A 22,215-nucleotide genomic window follows, 5' to 3' on the forward strand; every position below is an offset into this window, starting at 1 on the left:
ACCCCGCATAGGCTGGCCGAATGACCAGCCATTTCGATGTCGTCGTTCTCGGCGCCGGCCCCGGCGGCTACGTCGCCGCGGTGCGCGCCGCCCAACTCGGCCTGCGCACGGCCGTGATCGAGGAGAGGTACTGGGGCGGCGTGTGCCTCAACGTCGGGTGCATCCCCTCCAAGGCGCTGCTGCGCAACGCCGAGCTCGCCCACATCTTCCACACGCAGGCCGCGACCTTCGGCATCTCGGGCGAGGCGACCTTCGACTACGGCGTCGCCTTCGATCGCAGCCGCCAGGTCGCCGACGGGCGCGTCAAGGGCGTGCACTACCTGATGAAGAAGAACGCCATCACCGAGTTCGACGGGCGCGGCACCTTCCGCGACGCGAACACGATCGAGGTCGCGAAGGCCGACGGGTCGACCGAGACGCTGACGTTCGCCAATGCGATCATCGCGACCGGTTCGCGCGTGCGCCTGCTGCCGGGCGTCGAACTCAGCGAGAACGTCGTCACCTACGAGACGCAGATCATGCAGCGCGAGCTGCCGAAGTCGATCGCGATCGTCGGCGCCGGCGCGATCGGCATGGAGTTCGCCTACGTGCTGCGCAACTACGGCGTCGACGTGACGATCCTCGAGTTCCTCGACCGGGCGCTGCCCAACGAAGACGTCGACGTCTCGAAGGAGATCACGAAGCAGTACCGCAAGCTCGGCGTGCCGATCCTCGCGTCGACGAAGGTCGAGACAGTCACCGACACCGGCTCGTCGGTCACCGTGACCTACACGGGCGCCGACGGCCAGCCCGGCTCGCTCGAGGTCGACCGTGTGCTCATGGCGGTGGGCTTCGCGCCCAACGTCGAGGGCTTCGGGCTCGAGTCGACGGGCGTGCAGCTCACCGAGCGCGGCGCGATCGGCATCGACGAATTCATGCGCACCAACGTGCCGCACATCTTCGCCATCGGCGACGTCACGGCGAAGCTCATGCTCGCCCACGTCGCCGAGGCGATGGGCGTGGTCGCGGCCGAGACCATCGGCGGAGCGGAGACCATGGCGCTCGGCGACTACCGCATGATGCCGCGGGCCACGTTCTGCTCACCGCAGGTCGCGAGCTTCGGCCTCACCGAGCAGCAGGCCCGCGACGAGGGCTACGACGTGAAGGTGTCGACCTTCCCGTTCTCGGCGAACGGCAAGGCGCACGGACTCGGCGAGCCGATCGGCTTCGTGAAGCTCGTCGCCGACGCGAAGCACCTGGAGCTGCTCGGCGGTCATCTCATCGGGCCCGACGTCTCGGAGCTGCTGCCCGAACTGACGCTCGCCCAGAAGTGGGACCTCGGCGCGCTCGAGCTCGCCCGCAACGTGCACACCCACCCGACGCTCTCCGAAGCGCTGCAAGAGGCGTTCCACGGCCTCGCCGGCCACATGATCAACATGTGAGCCGGCGATCGTCGGATCGAGACCCGACGACGAAAACGGGGGCGGATGCTGCAACTTGACGTTGCGACATCCGCCCCCGCTTGTTCATTCGACACGGCATGGGCAGGCATTCCCGCCGTATCGAAGGGGGTCCCGGCGACGGGTGGAACGTCGCCGCCGCCGGGAGTCTCTCAGTGGCTCGTGGCCTTCTCGGCCCCGATTCCGGTGAGCGAGCGAACCTCCATCTCGGACTGCTTCGCGGGGTCTTCCTTCTTCTTGTCGAGCACCGTGCCGAGCCAGCCGAGGAAGAAGGCCAGCGGGATCGAGACGATGCCCGGGTTCGAGAGCGGGAAGATCGCGAAGTTGATCTCCTCGGTCTTCAGCATCGACGTCACGGAACCCGAGACGACCGGCGAGAAGATGATGAGGATGATCGCCGACGAGAGGCCGCCGTACATGCTCCACAGCGCGCCCTGGGTGGTGAAGCGCTTCCAGAAGAGCGAGTAGACGATCGTTGGCAGGTTCGCCGACGCCGCCACCGCGAACGCGAGCGCCACGAGGAACGCCACGTTCTGGCCGTTGGCCCCGATGCCGCCGATGATCGCGACGACACCGATGATGACCACCGTGCGACGGGCCACCTTGACCTCGGCACCCGGGCCGGGCTTGCCCTTCTTCACGACGCTCGCGTAGATGTCGTGGGCGAAGGATGCCGCCGCCGTGATCGTGAGGCCGGCGACGACCGCGAGGATCGTCGCGAAGGCGATCGCCGAGATCAGGCCGAGCAGCACCGGACCGCCGAGCTCGAACGCGAGCAGCGGAGCCGCCGAGTTCGGGCCGCCGGGGGCTGCCGCGATGACGTCGGCACCCACGAGTGCCGCTGCGCCGTAACCGAGCACGAGCGTGAACACGTAGAAGATGCCGATGAGCCAGATCGCCCAGACGACCGACTTGCGAGCCTCCTTGGCGGTGGGCACTGTGTAGAAGCGCATGAGCACGTGCGGCAGGGCCGCGGTGCCGAGCACGAGCGCGAGGCCCAGCGAGAGGAAGTCGACCTTCGCGATCTCGGAGACGCCGTACTTCATGCCCGGGTTCAGGATCTCGGGGTTGCCCGCGACCGCGACCGCGTTGTCGAGCAGCGTCGAGAAGTTGAATCCGTTGAGCGCGAGCACCCAGACCGTCATGACGCCGGCACCTGCGATCAGCAGGACCGCCTTGATGATCTGCACCCAGGTCGTGCCCTTCATGCCGCCGATGAGCACGTAGAGGATCATGAGCGCGCCCACGACGGTGATGACGAGCGCCTGGCCGACCTGGTCACCGATGCCGAGCAGGAGCGAGACGAGACCGCCCGCACCGGCCATCTGCGCCAGCAGGTAGAAGAAGCACACGACGAGGGTCGTCGTCGCGGCGGCGATGCGCACGGGCTTCTGCTTGAGTCGGAACGAGAGCACGTCGGCCATCGTGAACTTGCCCGTGTTGCGGAGCAGCTCGGCGACGAGCAGCAACGCGACGAGCCAGGCCACGAGGAAGCCGATCGAGTAGAGGAACCCGTCGTACCCCGTGATCGCGATCGCGCCGACGATGCCGAGGAACGACGCCGCCGAGAGGTAGTCTCCGGCGATCGCCGAGCCGTTCTGGCCACCCGTGAAGGAGCGGCCTGCGGCGTAGTAGTCGGCGGCGGTCTTGTTGTTGCGGCTCGCGCGGAACACGATGATCATCGTGATCGCGACGAACGCGCCGAAGATGGCGATGTTCAGCCAGGGCTCGCCGGGCGAGACGCTGGCGGCTTCGAAGTGGAGCATCAGCGGTTCACCCCCGTGAAGGTCGCGCCCGACTCGATCTCATCGCGGATGTCTTCCGCGATCGGGTCGAGCTCCCTGTTGGCGTAGCTGACGTACCAAGTGGTGACGGCGAACGTCGTGATGACCTGCGTGAGACCGAGCAGGATGGCGACGTTGACGCTGCCGAACACGGGCGTCGACATGAAGTCGTGCGCGTAGCCGGCGAGTAGGACGTAGGCGAGGTACCAGACGAGGCAGGCGCCGAGCACGGGGAAGACGAACTTCCGGTGCTTCGAACGCAGACGCTGGAACTCTTCGGATTTTTGCACCGCGCGGTAGTCGACGACCGGGGCCGTCTCGCTCTCCGCGCTCAGGGCTTCGTTGCCCATGGCGTCTCTCCTTCGGGGGTTGCAGCGAACCTGGGTCCGCCGCTTCGGATGTGCAGTGCACCTACTCTCGCGCTCCTGACAGGCCGCGTGGGGCGGTCGCCGCTCGTCGTCGCCGAACGGCATCCACGATGCGACGAACGGCGGGCGTCCGACGACGAGCGAAAGGAGCGGCGACAGCGATTACGCTGTCGTGCATGCCCGAGTCGATGTTGCTCGCCGCCGCCGTCGGTGCCGTCGGCGGCGCGCTCGCCGTCGGACTCGTGCTGTTCCTGCGGCGCATCGTGCTGGCATCCAAAGAGCTCGGCACCGATGCCGAGCAGGCGACGTACCAGACGCTGCACCTCGCATCGCGCGCGGCCAAGCACCTTCGCGGCGGCATCGACGAGCTCAATGCCATCCGCGCCGGCAAGCACCTGCGGGCGCTGCTCGGCTGCGAGAGCCTCGCCATCATCGATCGCACCGGCACGATCGCGATCGACGGCGACGACGCGGTGCGGCCCGTGGCCGAGCGGCTCGCCGCCGCCGGCCTGGCCGGCGGCCGGCAGCAGGTGCAGCGCCGCATCCCGATCGGCTCGTGGGAGACGGATGCCGTCGTCGCCCCGATCATCGGCAGCACCGGGCCGCTCGGGGCGATCGTCGCCTTCGCCTCTCCCGTGCGCGCCGGCCTCGTGCGGGCGACCGGCGAGGTCGCCGACTGGGTCGCGGCCCAGGTCGAGCTCGGCGAGCTCGACGCGTCGCGCGCGGCCCTCGCCGAGGCCGAGGTGCGGGCGCTGCGCGCGCAGATCAGCCCGCACTTCATCTACAACTCGCTGAACGCGATCGCCTCGTTCATCAACACCGACCCGGCGCAGGCCCGCGAACTCGTGCTCGAGTTCGCCGACTTCACGCGCTACTCGTTCCGCCGGCACGGCGACTTCACGACGGTCGCCGAGGAGCTGCGCTCGATCGACAGCTACCTGCGGCTCGAGCGCGCCCGCTTCGGCGAGCGCCTGAAGGTGACGCTGCAGATCGCCCCCGAGGTGCTCTCGACCGTCGTGCCGTTCCTGTCGATCCAGCCGCTCGTCGAGAACGCCGTGCGGCACGGACTCGAGTCGAAGGAGGGCGGCGGGCGCATCACGATCACCGCCGACGACTCCGGCTCGTTCGCCGAGATCACCGTCGAAGACGACGGCGTCGGCATCGACCCCGAGGCCCTCGCGGCGGTGTTCGCCGGCGCCAAGGCGGGCGGCGAGCACGTGGGCCTGCGCAACGTCGACGCCCGCCTCCGGCAGGTGTACGGCGACGACCACGGCCTCGTCGTCGAGACCAACATCGGCGCGGGCACGCTCGTGCGCATGCGGGTGCCGAAATCCGGTCCGAGACGACCCTCGGCAGGGGCGAGTCCCGATGGGAGACTGGAACCATGATCTCCGTGCTCATCGCCGATGACGAGCAACCTGCGATCGACGAACTGGCCTTCCTGCTCGGGCAGGATCCCCGGATCGGCATGATCCACCAGGCCTTGTCGGGCGCAGAGGCTATCCGCCTGCTCACCCGGGAGCCGGTCGACGCCGCATTCCTCGACATCCACATGCCCGGACTCACGGGGTTCGACCTCGCCCGCGCCCTCGCCCGGTTCGAGCACCGACCCGTGCTCGTCTTCGTCACCGCCGACGAAGAGGGGGCGATCGAGGCGTTCGACCTCGCCGCGGTCGACTACCTGCTGAAGCCCGTGCGCACCGAGCGGCTGCATCGTTCGGTCGGTCGCATCGCCGAGGCGCTGAAGGCCGGCTCGACGAACCAGGCCGCCGCCGGGGCATCCGCAGAGCCCGAGATGATCGCCGTCACCCTCGGCGGCACGACCCGCATGATCCGCCGCGACGACGTGCGCTACGTGCAGGCGCAGGGCGACTACGCGCGACTGCACACCGAAGAGGCGAGCTATCTCGTGCGGGTGCCGATGAGCGACCTCGAGCGGCAGTGGGCCGATGCCGGATTCGTGCGGGTGCACCGCTCGTACCTCGTGTCGTTGGCGCACCTCAGCCGCATCCGGCTGGGTTCCGACCACCCGAGCGTCACGGTGGGCCAGGCCGAGCTGCCGGTCAGCCGGCGGCTGCTGCCGGCACTGCGCGACCGGCTCGACCAGGCGATGATCCGGCCGAGGACGTAACGTGGGCGAGTCGTCGAGCGAGCGAGCGGATGCCGCGGGGCCGCCGCCCCGGATCCGGGTCACCGCTCCGCGGCCCGGCGCGGCCGGGGCATCCATCGGACCGTTGCCGCAGCACGGCACCGGAGCGCCGACCAGTGACATCGCGGGAGTGTACGCGCGCTCGCTGATCCGCTCGCAGCTCCGGCTCGCGATCGTCTTCGCGGTCGGGTTCGGCATCGCGACGGCGTTCTTCGTGCTCGCGATCACCCTTCTGCCCCAGCTCGACACGACCTTCGTGTACGGGGTGCCCGCCTCGTGGCTGCTGCTCGGCGCGGGCGTGTATCCGCTCACCATCACCGTCGCGGGCCTCTACGTGCGCGCGGCCTCGCGCAACGAGGCACGCTACCGCTCGCTCACGGAGGCCGAGTGAACCCCGTCGTCGGCTACACCGCGATCGCCGCCGTCGCCCTCGCCTCGGCGTTCATCGGGTTCTACGGGCTGCGCGTCTCGCGCACGACGAGCGACTTCTACGTCGCCTCGCGCACGGTGCGACCGTGGTGGAACGCCTCGGCCATCGGCGGCGAGTACCTCTCGGCCGCGTCGTTCCTCGGCATCGCGGGGCTCATCCTGCTGCAGGGCTCGGGCGGGCTGTGGTTCCCGATCGGCTACACCGCCGGATACCTCATGCTCCTGCTCTTCGTCGCCGCCCCGCTGCGCCGCTCGGGCGCCTACACGATCCCCGATTTCACCGAGGCGCGACTCGAGTCGACCTGGGCGAGGCGCGTCACGTCGACGCTCGTCATCGTCGTCGGATGGTTCTACATCGTGCCGCAGCTGCAGGGCGCCGCGCTCACGGTGCGCATCACGACCGGGCTGCCGTCGTGGGTCGGTTCGGTCGCCGTCGCCGTGATCGTCGGCGTCATCGTCGCGGCGGGCGGCATGCGGTCGATCACCTTCGTGCAGGCGTTCCAGTTCTGGCTGAAGCTCACCGCGCTCGCCGTGCCGGTCGTGGCGCTGCTCCTCATCGTCGGGGGTGGCGAGCCGGCGCCGGAGCTCACTCCGGCCGAGGCCTTCCCGCCGGCCGCGAGCCCCAGCAACCTCGACGCGTACCGCACCGTCTCGCTCATGGTGGCGCTGCTCTTCGGCACCCTCGGACTCCCGCACGTGCTCGTGCGCTTCTACACGAACCCCGACGGCGTCGCCGCGCGCCGAACGACGGTCATCGTGCTCGGGCTGCTGTCGGTGTTCTACCTGTTCCCCACCGTGTTCGGTCTCCTCGGCCGGGCGTTCGCACCCGACCTGGCCGCCCCCGGCGAGGCCGACGCCCTCATCCTGCTGCTGCCCGGGCGTCTCGTGCCGGGTCTCGGCGGCGATGTGCTCACCGCGTTCGTCATCGCCGGCGCGTTCGGCGCCTTCCTCTCGACGTCGTCGGGACTCGTCGTCTCGCTCGCCGGTGTGATCAGTCAGGATTTGCTCGGCGGCAGCGTGCGCGGATTCCGCATCGCGGCGATCGTCTCGTCGCTCGTCCCGCTGCTCGTCGCGCTCACGACCGAGTCGTCCGGGCTCGCCGGAAGCGTGGGGCTGGTCTTCGCGTTCACGGCGTCGACGCTCTGCCCGATCCTGATCCTCGGCATCTGGTGGCGCGGACTCACCGCGCGCGGGGCGATCTCCGGCATGGTCACGGGCGCGGTGCTCTCGGGCGTCGCCATCCTCGGCGGCCCGCTAATCACCGCGGCGGTTCCCGCCATCCGGCCGTTCGTCGAGCAGCCGGCCGCCTGGACGGTGCCGGTCGCCTTCATCGTGACCGTGGTGGTCTCCCGCGCCGACCGCCGCGGCATCCCGCGCGGCACCGATGCGTTCCTCGCGAGACTGCACGTGCCCGAAGCCGGCCGATCCCCCACGCCCGACGCGGGCCGGCGCTAGGTTCCGTCGGCTGCGCCGCCGCGTCGCGCCTCGACCGGTCGGTCGCCCCAAGCCGCGAGCCGCGCCTCGAGCCCCGACCGCACCGCAGGCCAGTCGTCGATGATCACCGAGTAGACGGCGCTGTCGCGCCAACTGCCGTCGGCACGGCGCTTGTGGCGGCGCAGCACGCCGTCGAGCCGAGCGCCGAGCCGCTCGATCGCGGCGCGCGATCGAGCGTTGTTCGCGTCGGCCTGGATCTTCACTCGGCCGAAGCCGTTTCGGAACGCGAGATCGAGCAGCAGCAGCTTCGTCTCGGGGTTGACCGTCGTGCCCCACACGCCGGGGTCGTAGGCCGTCCACCCGATGTGCGTCGACTCGTTCGGCAGGTCGAAGTCGGCGAGCTTCGTGGCGCCCACCACCCGGCCGTCGTCGGCGCCGCCGCGGAGGCGCACGGTCCACGGCATCGCCGAGTCACCGGCGTCGTAGTACGACCGCGCGAACGCCTCGAACGCGGCGAGATCGGCCGGGAGTCCCGCCGGACCGCCGCCGTACCCGCCCGCGAAGACCTCTGGCCGGGCGATCGCACGGTACAGCTCGGCGGTGTCGGCCTCGTCGAACGGATCGAGGCGGATGAATCGGCCGATGAGCGGGTCGGCGGCGGGGAGCGTCGCGGTCACCCGAAGAGTCTCGCACGGCCGCGAGCCGAGGCGGCCGGCCGTGGTGGCCTCGCGCCGGGGCTTCCGCTCGCCCCGCGACATCCCTACCATGACGAAAGCAGGACTCCGTCGAACGAGAGGTGGGGAGCCATGGGCGCTCTGGACGACATCACGAAGAAGGCACAGGACTTCGTCGAAGAGAACAAGGAGAAGATCTCCGAAGTGCTCGGCAGCGAGCAGGCCGAAGACATCAGCGACAAGGTGCTGGACGGCGTCGCCGAGGCGGCGAAGAAGGTCGTTCCCGAAGAGCACCACGCCAAGATCGACGACGTTCGCGGCAACGTCGACGGAGCCATCGGCACCGACAAGAAGTAGCGGTCACCGCTCGAGGGGGCGGATGTCACGGACATCCGCCCCCTCTGTCGCCGTCGCGGCGGACGTGCGTCAGGCTCGCCCGCGGCGCCGGCGCACGATCGCGATGACGGCGAAGCCGCCGCCGATCATGAGCAGGGCCGAGATCAGTCGCGCGGCGAGCTCGCCCCCGTCGACGCCGGTCGCGGGCAGCGGCAGGTCGAAGCGGTTGTCGACCGTAATGGTGACGGGGGCGCCGCCGCCGACGACCACCGGAGCGGCCTCGGTCGCACTCACCGTCACCGCGGCCGCGCCGCCGGCGTCGACCTCCTCGGCCCAGCACTCGGTGCCGATGGGCAGCCCGTCGATCCGCTTCGTCTCACCCGCGGTGATCGCGATCGGTTCGGCGTCGAGCGCGACGTACGGGTCGTTGGCACCGCGGTCGAGCACGCACGTGAGCTCGATGCGGAAGGTCTTGCCCGTCGCCTGCGACGTGACTCCGCTCACCGTCTTCTCGAGCTCGAGACTGCCGAACTCGAAGGTGTTCGTCGCCGTGATCGTCAGTCGCTGCGCCGTCTCGGATGCCTCGACGATCGCCGCGTCGTCGTAGGAGTCGAAGTCGACCGACCACGCAGACGCGCCGCCCGCATCGGTCTCGGCGCCGAAGCAGTGCGTGCCGCCCGGCAGTAGAACCGGGTCGCCGTCGGCGTCGACGATCTCGACCGTCTCGCCGGCCGTGATCTCGACCGCGCCGTCGTGGAGGGTGACGAGTTGCCCGTCGACCTCGACCTGGCAGGTGACCTGCACCGTGAAGACCGCGCCGGTGACGTACTCGGCATCGGCCGCCTCGCCGTCGACCTGCTTCACGAGTTCGACCGTGCCGAGCGAGAACTTGTTGACGAAGCCGGCCGTGACGACCGTCTCGACGCCCTGCTCCGTCTGATCGGGGATCGTGACGGTCACGGGCGGCGCCGGTTCGTCGGCGTTGCCCGCAACGGTCTCGGTGACGACGCACTCGGCGCCCACCGGGATGCCCGTGATCGTGTCGCTGCGGAACGGCCCCTCGCCGCCGTCGCTCTCGACGACGAGTTCCTGATCGACCACCGTCTCGCCCCCGGAGGTGCAGACGACCTCGAACACGTACTCCCCCTCGGAGAAGGCCGGAGCACCCGGACCCGCGACCTGCTTCAGCACATCGAGCGCCCCGGTGCGGAACTCGTTCTCGATGTCGACCCGCACGGGCTCGCCGGCGGAGGCATCTCCGACGACGATCGACTCGGGCGTCACGGTCGACTCGGTCGCGCCACCCGCGTCGGTCTCGGTGACCCGGCACTCGGCCCCGGTCGGCAGGTGCTCGACGAGCCACGCATCGCCGGGGGCATCCTTCGTCAGGGTGTGCGTGCCGTCGTAGACCGTGTCGGGGTTCGCGGCCGTGAGAGTGCAGACGAGCCGCACCTCGAAGTCGCCGAAGCTGCCGCCCCAGGCATCTGCTCCGGTGCCGGTGACGGACTTCACGACCTCCACCGAGCCGACCGTGTAGTGGTTCGTCACGGCCACGAGGGTGACGGACTGGTCCTCTTCGTCGTCGGGCAGCACGGTGAACTCGGCGCTCGCGGTGTCGCCGCGATCATCGTCGACGCCGTTCTGCGTGACGACGATCGTCGTGCCGGCCCCGCGCTGCTCGGTCTCCTCGACCGTGCAGTCGGAACCGGCGGGCAGGCCGGTGAACGGCCGCACCGCGCCGCCTGTCAGCTCGAACTCGACGTCGAGCACCGTCGCGCCCTCGAATTCGCAGCTCGCGGTGAAGCGGTAGCTCGTCTCGTACTCGATCGGCACGCCGTCCTGATTCTCGGCCCCGCCGTTGTCGACGGTCTTGCTCACCGAGAATCCGCCGAGTTCGTAGCTGTTCGTGACGGTCACCTGCTCGACCTCGCCGCTGTCGGGTGCCGGGTGATGGATGTCGGGCCTGACCGTGAGGTCCCGGCGCGCCGTCACCGTTCCCGAGCGATCGCCGACGCCCGCGGGATCGTACGTGACGGTGGAACCCTGCGCCGCGATCTCCTGCACGGTGCAGTCGGAGTACATCGGCAGGCTCGTGCCCGCGCCGAAGGCGACCCGGGTGCCGTCCGCCGGCACCGTCACCGGCGATGCGGGGTCGCCCTCGCCGTCGACGAGCGCGACGGCCTCGCCGCCCGAGGTGCACTGCACGTCGAAGTCGTACGAGCCGGGCAGCTGCCATTCGTCGGGCCAGCCGTCGGGGAGGACGACCTGCTTCTCGAGCGCGATCTCGCCTGTCGGCACCGCGACTCCCGAACGCACCGGCTCGACCGGGCCCTGATAGATCTCGACGCCGTCGAAGACGCTGCGTGATCCCGCCGCGACCGCGTTCCACGCGATCGGCAGGCCTCCGTTGACGGCTGCCGGGTTCGACAACGGTGTCTGCGTGTCGAAGGTGAGTGCGCCCGATGCTCTCGGCGTCAAGCCGATCCCGTCGACCCAGGTCACGACGACCTTGAGGGCCTTCGCCTGAGCGAGCTCTGCCGCCGGGGTGGCGTCCGTGAACTCGATCCAGTCGCGCGCGCTCACATCGGCGTAGCAGGGGTCGCTCGTCGGCATCGGCGTCGTGCGCGTGCTGAACTCGATGTCCGCCGCATTGCATTCGCGCGCCGGAACCGTGGTCATGTAGGAGCTCGTGAACACCACGCTCGGATCGAAGACCGTGACGTTGCCGAGGAACGTCGGCGACCACTCCGAGCCGCGGCTGGTTCCGACCGTCACCCCGGTATCCCCGACCCCGGGCAGCACATCGATGCCGCCGATCGAATCGACCGGAACGTTGCCGAGGTTCGTGAAGCCGATCGCCCATCGTTGCACACCGCCGGGGCGGGTGATCGGAACGCAGCCGCCGAGGTAGTAGCCGGAGATCATCGCGTTGGGCTCGGCGCACGCCTCGCCCGAACTCGGGTCGGTCGTGTTCAGCACCCCGAGGTCGTTGTAGTTCGAGTCGGCGGGATCGACGCCCGGGACTCCCGCTCCGACGCCCCTCACCGCCTTCTGCAACGCGATGGGCGCTGCCGCGGTGGGGTTGACCGTCGTGTTCGCCGCGCACGCCTCGACCACCTGGGTCGCAGGCACCGGCTGGGCGAACGCGGTCGACTCGCACCTGTCGAAGGTGCGGTCGCTCGTCGCCGTGATCGTGTTGCCGACGGGGGTGCCTGGCGCGAGGCGCAGGCGGAACTGCAGCGCGGCCGAGATCACGAGGGCATCGCCCGGTTCGAAGACGAACCCGTCTGGCACCGTGATCGTCACGGCGCCAGTCGTCGTGTCGAGCGCGCCCGAGAATCCGCTCGCGTCGAGCTCGGTGCCGTCACCGGCGGTCAGGGTGAACCCGAAGACGGGGTCGGCGTCGGGCTGCGGCACGAGCAGCGAACCGTCCGCGTCGGTCGCCACCTGGTCGGTGAGCTCGAGGCCGGTCATCGGCCAGTCGCCGGTGTTCGTGACGGTCATGCGGTACGGGATGGCGCCGATCGGCGGGAACTGCTGCGACGCCGCTCCATCCGAACCGTTGCCCGGCGCCTTCTCGACCCTGATCGCGTTCTGCAGGTGCAGGAGCTGCGTGGTGGCGGTCGCGCCGGCGTCGGCCTCCCAGACCGTGTCGCCAGTGTCGATCCATGATCCGGTGCCGTGCACCTCGACGACGTCGGTCATCGTGCCCGGCACCGTCTCGCCCGGCGCCGTCGGCTGGCCGGGCTGGGTCGAGGGCACCGGCACGGAGTCGACCTGGCCGGTCGGACCGAAGTGCAGGAACTCGAGCCGGTCGGCGGTGAAGGCGATCGGCACGATCGGATTGATCGGGTTCTCCCAGTTCGAGCCGTCGGCGTCGACGCGGACCTCGAATCGCAGGCCCCGCACGTCGGCGTTCGAGACTCCGTTGGGGAGCACGGGCACGACGGCGCCATCGGATGCCGCGTTCTGCCAGTCGTCGACGACCCAGCAGGCCGTGAGGTCGGCAGATCCGTCGCACGTGTAGCCGAGCTCGCCGGTGCCCGCGTCGAGCGCCCACTCGACGCCGACGAGCGCAGAGACCCGCAACTGGTGCAGGTTCGGCGGCAATGTCGCGGTGGGGAACGAGGCCAACTCGAAGGCATTCCAGAACGTCGCCTCGGCGTCGGTGATCGCGAGCTCTCTCGTGCGCACGTTACCGGTCGGCTGGCCGGTGAGTGTCACCGTGTACCCGTCGCGCGGCTCGTTCTCGTAGCGCGAGGCGGGGTCGATGGCCTTCTGCGCGACCACGCCGTACGTCGCCTCGACGAACGGGAGCGTGTCGGTGGCGGTGCCGGATGCCTCGTCGATGGCGGGGTTGTCGCCCGGCCGGGTGACCTCCGCTCCGGCGACGTTGGTCGCGAGATCTGCCGTGGTCACCGGGTCGGCGGGGGCGCTGCGCTGGGTCTTGCGGGCCTGATACGTGAGCACGACCGTGCTCTGCGCCGTGCTCTGGATCGAGACGCCACCGGGGTCGGTGTGCAGCACCTCGACGCCGATGACATCGGAGAGCTGGCTGTGCCCCAACGCGAGGGCGTCGTCGATCGAGATCGGCGGGTCGACGCTGCCGCCCTCACGGGTGAGGGTGACCGTCGACTGCGTCGCGCCGTCGGGGACCGAGATGGAGGCGATGCGATACAGGTTGAGGTATTCGTACACGTCGGTCGCCGATCCGGGTGCCGGGTCCGAGATCCGCAAGGTCGCCACCGCAGCCTCGGTCTCGTTGCGAGCGGTGATCGTGGTGTTGACGAGCGGATACCTCGATGAGGGTGTGGTCGCGGGCGGGATCGGCAGCGAGTCCTGGTCGAAGGCCTTCGAGACCGAGACGTTGACCGTCGAGTCGAGGATCGTGATGAGATCGCTGTCGACCCGGTCGACGGGCGCCGGCCCCTCGCCGACCAGTTCGGCGGTGTTGCTCACGATGCCGGGCTGGCCCGAGTTGTAGTCCTCGCTGTGCAGAGTCCCCGTGACCGGCCCGCCGTCGCTCCGGGTGAAGTCGCGCAGCTGGAAGACGAGGTCGAGCAGGCGCTGGTGGTCGTAGGAGGCGGCGACACCGGAACCGGGCGCGGGTCCTGTTCCGCCGCCGCGATGCGAGCCCTCTTCGTAGGTGATGCGCACAGCGCGGGTGGTTCCGACCTCGTCGGCCGACAGCGTGTAGCCGGGGAACGCCCCGTCGCACGCGGTGCCGTCGCCGCACGCGGCCGTCGTGACGTTCTGCCAGGAGCCTGTTGCGCCGTTGAAGAGCTCGACGGCCGCGATGCGGTCGTACGGCATCATCGGGTCGAGCGTCGAGTCGATCGCGGCGATCTCCACGAGATTCCACGCGTCGAACGCCGACTGGGCGATCGCCGCGTCGCCGTATGCCGGGCCCGCCATCGGGTCGTCGGTGATCGCGACGGAGTCGAACGGCAGCCCGTCGGTCGACCACGAGACGCGGGCGGTGCGCTGGTCGCCACTGAAGGCGAAGAGCGGGTCGATCGGGTCGACCAGCCAGCGCTTCGCGAGGAGGTCGATGCCGGAGCCATCCGAATCGAACGGCTTCAGGTCGATCTGGTCGCCATCGGTCGCGGTGTTGTCGTCGGGGCTCGCGTCGTTCGGATTCGCGACCTCGGAGCCCGCCGTGTTCGCGACGGTCAGCGGGTCGGCGGCCTCGGCCGCGTCGGCGACCGATCCGGAACCGTCGCGGAACCGGTCGCGAGTCTCGACTGTGACCGTCGGCGTGACCTGGAAGCCGGGCGGCAGCAACTCGCCCGGCTTCGGGGTGTAGACGAAGCGGATTCCCTCGATCTCATCCTTCAGACCGGACGGGATCGCGACGACGAGTGTGCCCTCGCCGTCGAGCTGCCCACCGGGCAGGTTCACCCACGCGGTCCCATCCCAGTACTGCACCTGCAGATCGGTGTTGGCCGCCACCCCGGCGACGATCTGATCGGCGTCGAAGGCGTTCCAGAACGGCGTGACCGGGTCGCCCGGCTGCGGGTCGGGCGGATCGCTCACGATCAGGCGCTCGGACCCGATCGTCGAGGGGTTCGGCTGCTCGTTGTTCACGGTCGCGTGGAAGCTCACGTCGGTGGTCGCGCCCGGCACCGCCCAGATCTCGTCGCGGGCGATGTTCTTCTCGATCGTGGTCGAGACCCGACCGGGCTGCCGCGTGATGTCAGCGGAGTCCTCGTCGGCGCCCTGCTTTCCGACCGCGTCGGTCACGGTCGACGTGGTCTCGTTCGTGCTCACGACGTCTTCGGTGCCGACGGCCTGGGCGGTCACGGTGAACGGCAGCGTGGCGGCGGCGTTCTGGATGATCGGTCCGGTGAACGCCACCGTGAACCCGACGACGCCCGCCCTCGTCGGGTCGGGCAGCGTGTTCGGGGCGTCCGCCGCGAGCGTCTCCTCCGACCCGTCGTCGTAGACGTAGGTGACCGTCGCACCGGTGGAATTCGGCGGCCACACCACGCCGCTCGTGAACCCGTCGAAGTCGAGGCCCTGCTCACCGAGGTCGGGCGACCCGGGGGTCGGCTCCTGGATGACCATGGAGGTGACGGGTCGGAACCCGTTGGTCGACGTGATCGTCGCCGTCGTCTGTTGCCCCCCGAGGAGGTTCGGGTTGGCGAACGACTTCTCGGTGTCGACGACCGGTCCGGTGTTCGAGACGACGACGTCGCCGGGCGCGGTCTTCGGCGTGCTCGAGTCGCCGTGCACCACGATGTTCGACGACGCGGTGTTGGGCACGGTCACCGACTGCTCCGCCGGGATTCCCTCGACCGTGTCGTTCGTCTCGGCGCCGATGCCGATCGCCGCCTGCTCGTCTGCGGGCGTCGGCGGCAGCGGGCCCGTCGTCGAGCTGAACGTGAAGCGCAGCCCTTTCACGTCGGAGAGCGGGTCGACGTCGGGGATGTCCGTGAAGTCGGTCGGGATCGGTCCGGTCGTGTACGCGACCTTCCAGACCCCGTCGGTGTCGAGCCACTCGATCTCGACCTGGTCGGCACCGGCCGGCGGGGTGATCGAGGTGATGCCGGTGAAGTCGAAGTACGAGTCGAAAGGACTCGCGACGCCCTCGGCGGGATCCTGCACGACGATCTGGTCGACGGAGCGGTTCGAGGCGTTGCCGCCGCCGATCGTGTAGTCGACGGGTTGGCCGGCAAGAGCGGGGATGCCGGGGGTGCCATCGGGCTGGTGGTCGTCGACCGACTTCTGCACGGTCGAGTCGAGCACCTCGGTCACTTCGATGGAGATCGCCGCCGAGGCATCCGTCGGCACGGCGTTGTCGGCCGTGGCATGCACGGTGTTCACGATCTCGGTGCCGTCGTAGTCGGCGCTGACGTCTGCGGGCACCTGCACGAAGACCGTGATCGAGGCCTTCGACCCGGCCGGCTGCCCCGTGCCGGCCGCGCCCGCCCTGGTGAAGTCGACCGTGAAGTCGGCCCCGTCGACGGCGACCGTGCTCGTGCCGCCACCGCTCACGACCACGGGGTTCGACACCGCCGGGTCGAAGATCAGCGGCGCCGGCAGGGTATCGGTGAGTTCCGCGTTGATGCACGTGTCGACGAGGTTGCTGTTGCAGATCAGCTCGATCGTGTAGTTGAACTGCTCACCGGGCTCGTACGGGGAGGTGTCGGGGTCGACCGTCTTGGTGAGGAGGAATTCGGCGTCGCCGGGCGCTGCGTACGCCGCCGGAAGTGCGTTGGGAGCGGTGAGCCCGATGGCGAAGACGACTGCGATGGCCCCCGCGAGCGCACGACGAATGACCGACATGAAATCCCCCTCGCCCTCGGCCGCCCCTACGACCGCCCCATGGGCAAACTCGGGCGCCCTTCGGATCGGGCACCCGCTTCGACCCTATCGAGGGCGCGCTCGAGAAGGAAGACTCGCCGTCGCGACCTCAGCCGAGCAGGTCGTGCAGCGTGACGATCTCGTCGCGGCCCGGGCCGACGCCGATCGCCGAGATGCGGGAGCCGCTCATGGCCTCGAGCTCGCGCACGTACGACTGCGCGTTCGCGGGAAGGTCGGAGAACTCGCGGGCACCGGAGATGTCCTCGGTCCAGCCGGGGAACTCCTCGTAGATCGGCTTCGCGTGGTGGAAATCGGACTGCGAGACGGGCACCTCGTCGAAGCGCTGGCCGTCGACGTCGTAGGCGACCGCCACGGGGATGCGATCGATGCCGGTGAGCACGTCGAGCTTCGTGAGCACGAAGTCGGTGACGCCGTTGATGCGCGAGGCGTATCGCGCGATCGGCGCGTCGTACCACCCGGTGCGACGGCGACGCCCGGTCGTGGTGCCGAACTCGTGGCCCTGCTCGGTGAGGAAGTCGCCCCACTCGTCGAAGAGCTCGGTCGGGAAGGGGCCGGCGCCCACGCGGGTCGTGTACGCCTTCACGACGGCGATGACCCGGTCGATGCGGTTCGGCGCGATGCCCGAACCGGTGACGGCGCCGCCGCTCGTCGCGTTCGACGAGGTGACGAAGGGGTAGGTGCCGTGGTCGACGTCGAGCATCGTGGCCTGGCCGCCCTCGAAGAGCACCGTCTCGCCGGCATCGAGCGCGCGGTGCAGCAGCAGCGAGGTGTCGGTGACCATCGGGCGCAGCCGCTCGACGTAGCCGAGCAGCTCGTCGACGACCTCGTCGACGCCGATGGCCCGACGGTTGTAGACCTTCACGAGCAGGTGGTTCTTCTGGTCGAGGGCGCCCTCGACCTTCTGCCGCAGGATGTTCTCGTCGAACAGGTCTTGCATGCGGATGCCGACGCGGTTGATCTTGTCGGCGTAGGCCGGGCCGATGCCGCGGCCGGTCGTGCCGATCTGGCGCTTGCCGAGGAAGCGCTCGGTGACCTTGTCGAGGGTGCGGTGGTATTGCGTGATGAGGTGCGCGTTGGCCGAGATGCGCAGCTTCGAGACATCCACGCTGCGGGCCTCGAGGCCCTCGAGCTCTTCGAAGAGCACTTCGACGTCGACGACGACGCCGTTGCCGATGACCGGCGTGACGCCGGGCGTGAGGATGCCCGACGGCAGCAGGTGCAGGGCGTACTTCTCGTCACCGATGACGACGGTGTGCCCGGCATTGTTGCCGCCGTTGAACTTGACGACGTAGTCGAGGCGCGAGCCGAGCAGGTCGGTCGCCTTGCCCTTGCCCTCGTCGCCCCACTGTGCACCGATCAGTACGGCTGCGGGCATGTCAGTCCTCTCCTGCCGCCGCGTCGGACGCGGCGGGTTCGGCGAGCGGGTCACCGGTGTGTGTTTCGACGGATGTTGCGGGCGTGAAGGTCTCGGACGTCGAGATGATCGTGATCAGCTGGGTCGGCGTGAACTCCGAGGCGATGCGGGCGGGCGCCCCGGCGTCTGCGGTGGCGAGCTCGTCGGCCAGGCGCGCGGCGCGGTCGCCGAGGCCGAGGCTCTGGGCGGCGCGGCGCTGGGTGTCGAGGGCGCGCAGGTAGGCGCGATTGGGTTCATCCGACCAGGGAACGAGATCGCCCGGCTGCCAGCCGGCGGCGGTGAGCTGCTCGCGGGCGAAGTCGGCTGCGACGGAGGCGAAGGCGAAGGACTCGATGGCCCGGCCCTCGGAATCGGCGAGGTCGGCGAGTTCGGTCCAGGCGAGCGGCGACGACGGATGCCCCGCGACGACCGTCGAGACGGACGTGCGATCACCCGCGGCGAGCGCCCGCCTCACCTCGGGTTCGTCGGCGAGTGACGCCTCGGGCTCCGATGCTGATTGGTCTGCAGTCACACTCAACCTTACCGCGAGGCCGGTTCGAGGCTCGGGAAGCGGCGGCGGCGGAGCCGCGGAGCGCTGATCCGGCCCCTCGCTGCGCCCCTCCCGCCAACGCAATGTCGCTGCGCCGCCAACTAGGCTGGAGGGCATGTCGAAAGTCCTGACCAGCCTCCCCGTCGGCGAACGCGTCGGCATCGCCTTCTCCGGAGGGCTCGACACCTCCGTCGCCGTCGCGTGGATGCGCGAGAAGGGCGCGGTGCCCTGCACCTACACGGCTGATCTGGGCCAGCCCGACGAGCCCGACGTCGAAGCGGTCCCCAGCCGCGCCACCGAGTACGGCGCCGAGATCGCCCGGCTCGTCGACTGCCGTTCGGCCCTCGTCGAAGAAGGGCTCGTGGCCCTCGCGACGGGCGCGTTCCACATCCGCTCGGGCGGCAAGACCTACTTCAACACCACGCCCCTCGGCCGCGCCGTCACGGGCACGCTGCTGGTGCGCGCGATGCGCGACGACGACGTCGAGATCTGGGGCGACGGTTCCACCTACAAGGGCAACGACATCGAGCGGTTCTACCGCTACGGCCTGCTCGCCAACCCCCGCCTGCGCATCTACAAGCCGTGGCTCGACGAGGCGTTCGTCACCGAGCTCGGCGGCCGCACCGAGATGAGCGAGTGGCTCGTGGCCCGCGGCTTCCCCTACCGAGCCTCGGCCGAGAAGGCCTACTCCACCGACGCGAACATCTGGGGCGCGACGCACGAGGCGAAGACACTCGAACACCTCGACACCGGGGTCGAGATCGTCGAGCCGATCATGGGCGTTCCCTCATGGCGCGACGACGTCGAGATCGCCCCCGAGGTCGTCACCATCGGCTTCGAGGCGGGCCGCCCCGTCACGATCAACGGCACCGAGTTCGCCGACTCCGTGGCGCTCGTGCTCGAGGCCAACGCGATCGGCGGCCGGCACGGCCTCGGCGTCTCCGACCAGATCGAGAACCGCATCATCGAGGCGAAGAGCCGCGGCATCTACGAGGCCCCCGGCATGGCCCTGCTGCACATCGCCTACGAGCGCCTGCTCAACGCGATCCACAACGAAGACACCGTGGCGAGCTACCACCAAGAGGGTCGTCGCCTCGGCCGCCTCATGTACGAGGGCCGCTGGCTCGACCCGCAGTCGCTCATGCTGCGCGAGTCCCTGCAGCGGTGGGTCGGTTCGGCCGTGACGGGCGAGGTGACCCTGCGGCTTCGCCGGGGCGACGACTACACGATCCTCGACACGCGCGGCCCCGCCCTCAGCTACCACCCCGACAAGCTCTCGATGGAGCGCGTGGGCGACGCGGCATTCGGCCCCCTCGACCGCATCGGCCAGCTCACCATGCGCAACCTCGACATCGCCGACTCCCGTGCCCGGCTCGAGCAGTACGCGAAGCAGGGCATCGTCGGCGGCGAGACGGCGAAGCTCGTCGGCGACCTCGCACAGGGTGAGGCGGCCGAGATCTCCGCGGGCGTGGTCGAGACCGATCTCGAGGCGGCGACCGACGCAGCGATCGAGGCCGCGGCCTTCGACCTCGGCACCGACTGAGCGGAGCCGGCCGGCCGATCAGGCAGCGGTCTGCTCAGGCGGCGGTCTGCTGGTGCGCGGCGACCCGCCACGCACCGTCGTCGATGAGATACGTCGTCGACATGCGCAGGTTCACGGTGTCGTCGCCGCGGCGGGCGACCGCCCGGTAGACGAGGATGCCCGCCCGGTCGCCGAGCCGGATCACGGCGGGCTCGTGCAGGTGGTACTCCTCCCACGGCGCCACGCCCCGGAAAGCGGCGAGGATGTCGTCACGACCGAGCACCGCGCCCTCGATGATCATGAGCGCGTCGCGCGTCATCACCCGCTGGTAGTGCTCACCGCCTCGACCTTCGACGATCGAGCGCCATCCGGCGTGTTCTTCGTGCATCAGGCGGGCGGGCAGATCGTCGGTGATCTCGGTCATACCCCAACGCTAACGGCCATCGGATGCCGCGGGAAGGGCTGACCGGCATCACGCGCTGTTCCTCAGCACTTCACTTCTCGGCCGAGTCGGCCGACCGCGGGCTCAGAGCCAGTTGCGGCTCTTGAACACCCCGTAGAGCACGAAGCCGAGTAGCACCATGAGCAGCACGGCGAACGGGTAGCCCCACGCCCAGTGCAGCTCGGGCATGTGCGTGAAGTTCATGCCGTAGACCGTGCCGATGAGCGTGGGAGCGAAGAGGATGGCCGCCCAGCTCGAGATCTTCTTCGTCTGCTCGCTCTGGGCGAGGCTCGTCTCGGTGAGGCGTTTCATCTCCTCGTTCTGGCGCTGGCCGACGAGGGTCGCGTGCACCGTGAGGGCGTTCTGCAGCAGCTGACGGAACGACTCGCCGCGCTCGACGGCGCGGAAGACATGGTCGAGCACGTCGCGAAGGTAGCGCTGCAGCTCGAGGTCGACGCCGTACTTCTCGAATCCCCGCTCGAGGGCCTGGAACATGTCGACGAGCGGACGGGTCGCCCGCTGGAACTCCATGACCTCGCTCGCGAGATCGTAGATGCGGCGGGTGACCATCGGGTCGCCGTCGAAGAGCTGCTCCTCGATCTCGTCGATGTCGTTCTCGAGGCCGGCGAGCACGGGGGCGTAGCCGTCGACGACCTCGTCGAGGATCGCGTAGAGCACCGCCTCGGGGCCCTTCGCGAGGAGCTCGGGCGAGTGCTCGAGCCGGTCGCGCACCTTCGCGAGGTCGGGCGACTCGGCGCGGCGAACGGTGATCGCGTAGTCGGCGCCGACGAAGACGTGCAGCTCGCCGAACTCGACCTCCTCTTCGGCGTCGAGGTAGCGGGCCGGGCGGAGCACCACGAAGAGCGCGTCGCCGTATCGCTCGAGCTTCGCGCGCTGGTGACCCTTGCGGGCGTCTTCGACGGCGAGCGGATGCAGGCCGAATTCGGCCGCGACGGCCGCGAGCTCTTCGGGCGTGGGGCGGTACAGGCCGATCCACGCGAAGCCCCCGTGCTCGGCGCGCAGCTCGAACGACTCGTGAAGGCTCGTCGGGGAGGCGACGCGCGCGCCGTCGCGGTAGATCGCGTTGTCGATGACAGTCATCGAGGCAAGTCTCGCACGGGTCGCCCGCCGGTCGAGGAGCGACGACCCGGCTACGGCACGGCGTGCGTGAGCACCCAGGAGTGCATCGCGATCGCCGCTGCAGCGCTCGCGTTGAGCGACCGGGTCGAGCCGTACTGCGTGATCTCGACGATCGCGTCGGCCACCGCCGTCGCCTCGGCCGACAGGCCCGGCCCTTCCTGGCCGAAGAGCAGCACGCAGCGCTCGGGCCACGCGAACGCCTCGATCGGCACGGACCCCTCGACGTTGTCGACGGCGATGATGGGCACGGATGCCTCGCGCGCCCACTCGGCGAACGCCGCGACATCCGGGTGGTATTCGACGTGCTGGTACCGGTCGGTCACCATCGCTCCCCGCTTGTTCCAGCGGCGACGGCCGATGATGTGCACGGTGTCGGCGGCGAAGGCGTTGGCGCTGCGCACGATCGAGCCGATGTTCATGTCGTGCTGCCAGTTCTCGATGGCGACGTGGAACGGATGCCGGTGGGTGTCGAGGTCGGCGACGATCGCGTCCATGCGCCAGTAGCGGTAGCGGTCGATGACGTTGCGGGTGTCTCCGCGCTCGAGCAGTTCGGGGTCGAAGTGCTCGTCGCTCGGCCAGTCCGACTCGCCGCCGGGCCACGGGCCGACGCCGTGGGTCAGCGCAGGCTCGGCGTCGTTCGCTGGGTTCGCTTCGTGCACGTCTGCAACGGTACCCATTCCCACGCCGGCGCCGTGTGACGAACGGTTCCGAACCCGCTTTTCGGCATA

The 22,215-nt window shown here is 69.7% G+C and carries 16 protein-coding genes; 7 read left to right on the forward strand and 9 right to left on the reverse strand.

Annotated features, from left to right (window positions below):
• Positions 1 to 20: 20 nt before the first annotated feature.
• On the forward strand, positions 21 to 1,421 hold the full coding sequence (lpdA, locus tag DCE93_RS13425; RefSeq protein ID WP_108596315.1) for a dihydrolipoyl dehydrogenase: 1,401 nt from the start codon (positions 21 to 23) through the stop codon (positions 1,419 to 1,421).
• A 170-nt stretch (positions 1,422 to 1,591) separates the two neighbouring features.
• Here lpdA and DCE93_RS13430 read toward each other — a convergent pair whose 3' ends face one another.
• Both DCE93_RS13430 and DCE93_RS13435 read right to left on the reverse strand, forming a co-directional pair.
• Positions 1,592 to 3,205, reverse strand: a complete 1,614-nt coding sequence (locus tag DCE93_RS13430; RefSeq protein WP_108596316.1) for a solute symporter family protein — start codon at positions 3,203 to 3,205, stop codon at positions 1,592 to 1,594.
• Complete coding sequence (locus tag DCE93_RS13435; protein WP_108596317.1) at positions 3,205 to 3,573, reverse strand: DUF485 domain-containing protein; 369 nt, start codon at positions 3,571 to 3,573, stop codon at positions 3,205 to 3,207. Before DCE93_RS13435 ends, DCE93_RS13430 begins: the two co-directional genes overlap by 1 nt.
• A 194-nt stretch (positions 3,574 to 3,767) precedes the next feature.
• Here DCE93_RS13435 and DCE93_RS13440 point away from each other — a divergent pair, with 194 nt between their 5' ends.
• The 4 genes from DCE93_RS13440 to DCE93_RS13455 are packed head-to-tail and all read left to right on the forward strand — an operon-like array spanning position 3,768 to position 7,624.
• Complete coding sequence (locus DCE93_RS13440; RefSeq protein ID WP_108596318.1) at positions 3,768 to 4,979, forward strand: sensor histidine kinase; 1,212 nt, start codon at positions 3,768 to 3,770, stop codon at positions 4,977 to 4,979.
• Complete coding sequence (locus DCE93_RS13445; RefSeq protein ID WP_108596319.1) at positions 4,976 to 5,722, forward strand: LytR/AlgR family response regulator transcription factor; 747 nt, start codon at positions 4,976 to 4,978, stop codon at positions 5,720 to 5,722. The genes DCE93_RS13440 and DCE93_RS13445 overlap by 4 nt, the downstream gene beginning before the upstream one ends.
• A 1-nt stretch (position 5,723) precedes the next feature.
• Positions 5,724 to 6,131, forward strand: coding sequence for a DUF485 domain-containing protein (locus tag DCE93_RS13450; protein ID WP_244284180.1), 408 nt, complete (start codon positions 5,724 to 5,726; stop codon positions 6,129 to 6,131).
• Entirely contained in the window at positions 6,128 to 7,624 is a 1,497-nt protein-coding gene (locus tag DCE93_RS13455; RefSeq protein ID WP_108596320.1) for a sodium/solute symporter, read from the forward strand. Before DCE93_RS13450 ends, DCE93_RS13455 begins: the two co-directional genes overlap by 4 nt.
• Here DCE93_RS13455 and DCE93_RS13460 read toward each other — a convergent pair.
• Entirely contained in the window at positions 7,621 to 8,280 is a 660-nt protein-coding gene (locus tag DCE93_RS13460) for a GNAT family N-acetyltransferase (protein WP_168186235.1), read from the reverse strand. The two genes, DCE93_RS13455 and DCE93_RS13460, sit on opposite strands and share 4 nt — an antisense overlap.
• Before the next feature lie 129 nt (positions 8,281 to 8,409).
• Here DCE93_RS13460 and DCE93_RS13465 point away from each other — a divergent pair, with 129 nt between their 5' ends.
• Positions 8,410 to 8,634, forward strand: a complete 225-nt coding sequence (locus tag DCE93_RS13465) for an Rv0909 family putative TA system antitoxin (RefSeq protein ID WP_108596322.1) — start codon at positions 8,410 to 8,412, stop codon at positions 8,632 to 8,634.
• Positions 8,635 to 8,703: 69 nt separating this feature from the next.
• On the opposite strand, the gene DCE93_RS13470 is transcribed toward DCE93_RS13465, so the two are convergent.
• The 3 genes from DCE93_RS13470 to DCE93_RS13480 all read right to left on the reverse strand — a co-directional run bounded on the left by DCE93_RS13470 (position 8,704) and on the right by DCE93_RS13480 (position 18,365).
• Positions 8,704 to 16,401, reverse strand: a complete 7,698-nt coding sequence (locus tag DCE93_RS13470; RefSeq protein WP_108596323.1) for a DUF5979 domain-containing protein — start codon at positions 16,399 to 16,401, stop codon at positions 8,704 to 8,706.
• Between the two features lie 127 nt (positions 16,402 to 16,528).
• Entirely contained in the window at positions 16,529 to 17,815 is a 1,287-nt protein-coding gene (locus tag DCE93_RS13475; RefSeq protein ID WP_108596324.1) for an adenylosuccinate synthase, read from the reverse strand.
• A 1-nt stretch (position 17,816) separates the two neighbouring features.
• A complete protein-coding gene (locus tag DCE93_RS13480) occupies positions 17,817 to 18,365 on the reverse strand; it encodes a DUF3151 family protein (protein WP_165906052.1) in 549 nt (182 codons plus the stop codon).
• A gap of 133 nt (positions 18,366 to 18,498) precedes the next feature.
• Between DCE93_RS13480 and argG the strand changes: the two genes are divergently transcribed.
• Positions 18,499 to 19,926 carry an argininosuccinate synthase gene (gene argG / locus DCE93_RS13485; protein ID WP_108596325.1) on the forward strand — a complete coding sequence of 476 codons (1,428 nt, stop codon included), beginning with the start codon at positions 18,499 to 18,501 and terminating at the stop codon, positions 19,924 to 19,926.
• Between the two features lie 34 nt (positions 19,927 to 19,960).
• On the opposite strand, the gene DCE93_RS13490 is transcribed toward argG, so the two are convergent.
• The 3 genes from DCE93_RS13490 to DCE93_RS13500 all read right to left on the reverse strand — a co-directional run bounded on the left by DCE93_RS13490 (position 19,961) and on the right by DCE93_RS13500 (position 22,164).
• Positions 19,961 to 20,329 (reverse strand): nuclear transport factor 2 family protein, encoded by a 369-nt coding sequence (locus DCE93_RS13490; protein ID WP_108596326.1) that lies wholly within the window; start codon positions 20,327 to 20,329, stop codon positions 19,961 to 19,963.
• Positions 20,330 to 20,431: 102 nt separating this feature from the next.
• Complete coding sequence (locus DCE93_RS13495; protein WP_108596327.1) at positions 20,432 to 21,448, reverse strand: magnesium and cobalt transport protein CorA; 1,017 nt, start codon at positions 21,446 to 21,448, stop codon at positions 20,432 to 20,434.
• Between the two features lie 50 nt (positions 21,449 to 21,498).
• Positions 21,499 to 22,164, reverse strand: a complete 666-nt coding sequence (locus tag DCE93_RS13500) for a TrmH family RNA methyltransferase (RefSeq protein WP_108596328.1) — start codon at positions 22,162 to 22,164, stop codon at positions 21,499 to 21,501.
• Between the last annotated feature and the right edge of the window lie 51 nt (positions 22,165 to 22,215).

This window comes from Agromyces badenianii (assembly GCF_003070885.1).
GTDB classification, from domain to species: domain Bacteria; phylum Actinomycetota; class Actinomycetes; order Actinomycetales; family Microbacteriaceae; genus Agromyces; species Agromyces badenianii.